Consider the following 3,672-nt stretch of genomic DNA (forward strand, 5'->3'; position numbering starts at 1 on the left):
ACCGGGCACGGGCGTGCCCGGTCGCTCCCCTCGCGACGTGTCACCTGGCGCCGGCGCCGGCGGCACCGCGGCGGATGCCGAGGCGGTCCACCAGGACACGGAAGCGCTGAATGTCCTTCTTGGCCAGGTACTGGAGCAGGCGGCGACGCTGACCGACCAGCAGCAGCAGACCCCGACGCGAGTGGTGGTCGTGCTTGTGGGTCTTCAGGTGCTCGGTCAGGTCGGTGATCCGCCGGGTGAGCAGGGCGACCTGGACCTCGGGGGAGCCGGTGTCGCCCTCCTTGGTGGCGAACTCGGCCATGATCTTCTTCTTCGTGGCGGCGTCGAGAGAGGACACGTGGACTCCTTGGGGTTCATGCGCCCGCGAGCCCCCCGGTCTTCGTCACGGGGGAGATGGGAACGGCCACTCGGCGGGCACGAATAGTCGCCCCAAGCCTAGCAGTCCGCCGCAGGCCTCCCGACCGCGCGGTCTCCCGTCGCCCCCGTGGGGTGGTGCCCGCCGGGCGGTCGCTCCGGGCGGCGGAGCGGGGCACACCACGGCTTTTCCCCGCGGCCGGTGTCCGTCGGGGGCCGCCCCTCTATGCTGCTTGCCGTGACGACGACCGGAGAGACCGTCGGGAAGACGGCCGGGGGGACCGCGGGGGAAGCCACCGACGGACCTCCCGCAGAGGGCACGCCACCCGTCGGGGAGACACCGGAGGGACGCCTGGGAACGGGGGTCGACGGCGGGATGTCGGACGACGCCGATTCGGCGCCGTCCGGGGATGCCGCCGCCCGGGGAGGATCCGCGAAGGAGGAGGCGAGTACCGGAGAGGCGGAGAGGTCCGGGAATCCACCGGCCCCGCGGGCCGGGACGCCCCGGGCGAACCCTGCGGGGGCCGACGCCCCGGCCCGCCCGGTCACCGCGGGGAACCCCGGGCGCCCCGAGGGCACGGAGGGCACCGACGTCGCGGAGGATCCCGGGGATCGGGATCCGGACACGGAGGCGACGGAGGACGTCCCGCGCCGAGGGCTGACGCCGCGCCAGGCCCGTCGGGTGCGCATGGCCATGGGCGCGGTGGCGATGGTGACCATGGCCGTCGTTCTCGTCGTGCGCCTGGGCAACGGTTCATCCCTGCTCTCGGTGGGGCTCTACGGTGCCGCCTTCGTCCTGAGCGGTGCCGTCATCGAGATGAGCCGTCGCGGACGCACCCGCCTGGGCATGGCCGTCCTGGTCACCGGTTTCGTCGGCGTGCTCGCCGCCGACTGGTGGCTGCGCGGCATCTGATCGGTCCCGCTCGCCCTGCTGGGCACGGGTGATCGACACCCCCGACGGGATGTGGGGGCACCGTCCGCCCCGGTACCCTGCCGGCGACGGAGTGCGACGATCATCGGACACCGGGGCACGTCACCGTGTGGTACGACACCGTGCGACGGGGTGGGGCCCCGGGCCGACGCGAGCGGAGAAGAAGGGGACGAGGCGATGACGGAGACCGAGGCCGAGATCGCGGCCCGCAAGGAGCGCGAGAAGGACGAGCTCTACGCGATGGACATCTCCGGCGCGGAGTGGGTGGGCTCGCCGGAGGGCCCGCAGGACGAGCGGGTGGAGATCGCCTACCTGGAGGGGGGAGCGGTCGCCATGCGCAACTCCGCCGACCCGGAGACGGTGCTGCGGTTCACGGCGGCCGAATGGGAAGCCTTCGTACTGGGTGCCCGTGACGGTGAGTTCGACATCGAATGAGAAGCGCATGAGAGTTGTGGGAGGCATCCTCCGCCCGCTCACCGCGGCCCGCCCCTGCGGGGGCGCGCCGGGCTCGTCGCCCCGTCCGCCGGGGGTGCTGCGGAGCCTCGGCCTGGTGGCCGTCGCCGCACTGACCGTCTCGTGCGGCGGTTCGGGCCACGGGGCGTCGGGCTCCGGGGAGGAGGCGTCCGGGGAGTGGCCGCTCGTGGCCGCGCCGGAGCCGCCCTCCGCACCGCAACCGGCGAACGCCCTGGTGTCCGCCGCCAACGAGGCGATGGCGGCGGCCGGGTTCCGGGCGCGCGGAGCCGCCGCCGGGTTCGACGGCGGCGAGCAGGAGATGCTGGTGGCGGCCGAGGGGACCGTGCACATCACCGTCACCGCCCCGGAGCTGGCCGAGCCGGGCCAGATGTTCTGCCGGGACGGGGTGATGTACACCTCCGTTTCCCTGCACGTCGCCCGGTTGCGGCAGGCGGGGGACTCGGTGACGGTGCCGGCCGAGCTGGCGGACCACTTCATCGGTTCACAGGTGGGCGGCGACTGCCGCGTGCTGTGGGAGATCCCCGCCGGCGCGACCCCCGACCCCCGATACGACCGGGCGGACGCCTCCCCGCCCACCAGGGCGTTCGTCGTGTCGGACGAGCAGGGCGAACCACTGGAGATCCACCACGTGGTGGCGGAGGGTGAACCGCTGCTGCTCCGGGTGGAACGTCCGGTGGACACGGCCTCCGGCCCGGCCGGCGACACCGAATTCCTGGACCACGGGGAGGCCGGTTCCCCGCCTTTGCCGGCCGACTCCGCCGTGGTGTCGGCGGAGGAGTTCCGCAGCCTGCTGGAAGGCATGTCAACTACTCGGCCGTAAACGACCGAGCTTGTTGACTCGGTTCGATGCGGCTCTGCTTATGCTCCCGACTGCCCCCTACGACAGGGCGCTGAATCACCGGCGCGCGACGCCTCCCGTACGCCCCCGGCCCCGTGCGCGACACCGGCGACGGGGGCCGGGAACGGGCGTGAGGTCGTCGCCCGGAGTCGATGTCCCCCGCGCGCCGGGACCTCCCGGGGTCCGGACGGTGTCCGTGGGGGGCGGTTCGGTGACGCGCCGCCGCGACGGGCCCGAAAGGGGGCTCCCCGACACGGACTTCGTCGAGCCCCGTCCCCGGGTGGGAGCCCCGGGACGGCCACCGGGGTCGGCGACCCGGCGCGGGGGGGGTGTCGTGACACACCGTCAGCCGGTAGGGCCATCCGCGTGACTGTCGGGTCGGCCTTGGGCCACGCACGAGTGGGGTACCCGGCCCCGGCGTGAACCCGGGGCGGGCCGGAGCCCCGCCCTCTCTCCGCGTCCTCCCTCCCCATCAACGCCCCTCGCGGCGTTCCCCATCGGAGCCGGAATCCGGAGACGCATTCACGCATGCGCGAAGACCGACCGCACCGACACGAATCCGAAGCGTCGACCTCCGTCCGGTTGAACCACACCGTCGTCCACGCCACGGACCGACGGTTGTCCGCCGAATTCATCGCCACGATCCTCGGCCCGGGGGTCGGCGCCCCCTTCGGACCCTTCATCCCGGTCGACCTCGGCCACGGAGTGGCCCTCGACCACCACGAGAAGCGCGACGAGCCCATCCGGTCGCACCACTACGCGTTCCTGGTGCCCAACGATCGGTTCGATCTCATGATCGCCCGTCCGGAGGAGATCGGGGTGACCCACTACGCCGATCCCCACGACACGGAGCCCGGCCGGATCAACCATCTCTTCGACGGTCGGGGCGCCTGCTTCGACGACCCGGACGGCCACAACACGGAGATCCCGACCCGGCCGTACGTCCGGCCGTAGCGGGGCATCGAACAGGGGCGCGGGCTCCGGGTCCCGCGCCCCTCCGGGCCCCTTCACGAAGACTCGGCGGGCGCGCGCTCCGGCAGGACGCCCCGGCCCGGTGTCCGCCCCCGTCCGTCAC

General features: G+C 73.5%; 5 protein-coding genes. 4 read left to right on the plus strand and 1 reads right to left on the minus strand.

All coding sequences use genetic code 11. The features are described 5' to 3' along the window. Positions 1-40 precede the first annotated feature (40 nt). Positions 41-337 carry a 30S ribosomal protein S15 gene (gene rpsO, locus FNQ90_RS15865; RefSeq protein ID WP_143617847.1) on the minus strand — a complete coding sequence of 99 codons (297 nt, stop codon included), beginning with the start codon at positions 335-337 and terminating at the stop codon, positions 41-43. Positions 338-730: 393 nt separating this feature from the next. On the opposite strand from rpsO, the gene FNQ90_RS15870 reads away from it, so the two are divergent. From FNQ90_RS15870 to FNQ90_RS15885, 4 genes are all read left to right on the plus strand, one after another. Beyond that, on the plus strand, positions 731-1,267 hold the full coding sequence (locus tag FNQ90_RS15870) for an ICP22 family protein (protein ID WP_182606985.1): 537 nt from the start codon (positions 731-733) through the stop codon (positions 1,265-1,267). A gap of 195 nt (positions 1,268-1,462) precedes the next feature. Next, complete coding sequence (locus FNQ90_RS15875) at positions 1,463-1,720, plus strand: DUF397 domain-containing protein (RefSeq protein ID WP_143624798.1); 258 nt, start codon at positions 1,463-1,465, stop codon at positions 1,718-1,720. A 7-nt stretch (positions 1,721-1,727) separates the two neighbouring features. Next, positions 1,728-2,579 carry a hypothetical protein gene (locus FNQ90_RS15880; RefSeq protein ID WP_182606986.1) on the plus strand — a complete coding sequence of 284 codons (852 nt, stop codon included), beginning with the start codon at positions 1,728-1,730 and terminating at the stop codon, positions 2,577-2,579. A gap of 546 nt (positions 2,580-3,125) precedes the next feature. Further along, positions 3,126-3,551 carry a VOC family protein gene (locus FNQ90_RS15885; RefSeq protein WP_182606987.1) on the plus strand — a complete coding sequence of 142 codons (426 nt, stop codon included), beginning with the start codon at positions 3,126-3,128 and terminating at the stop codon, positions 3,549-3,551. Positions 3,552-3,672: the final 121 nt, after the last annotated feature.

The sequence above is a fragment of the Streptomyces alkaliphilus genome, assembly GCF_014141535.1.
Classification (GTDB): Bacteria; Actinomycetota; Actinomycetes; order Streptomycetales; family Streptomycetaceae; genus Streptomyces; species Streptomyces alkaliphilus.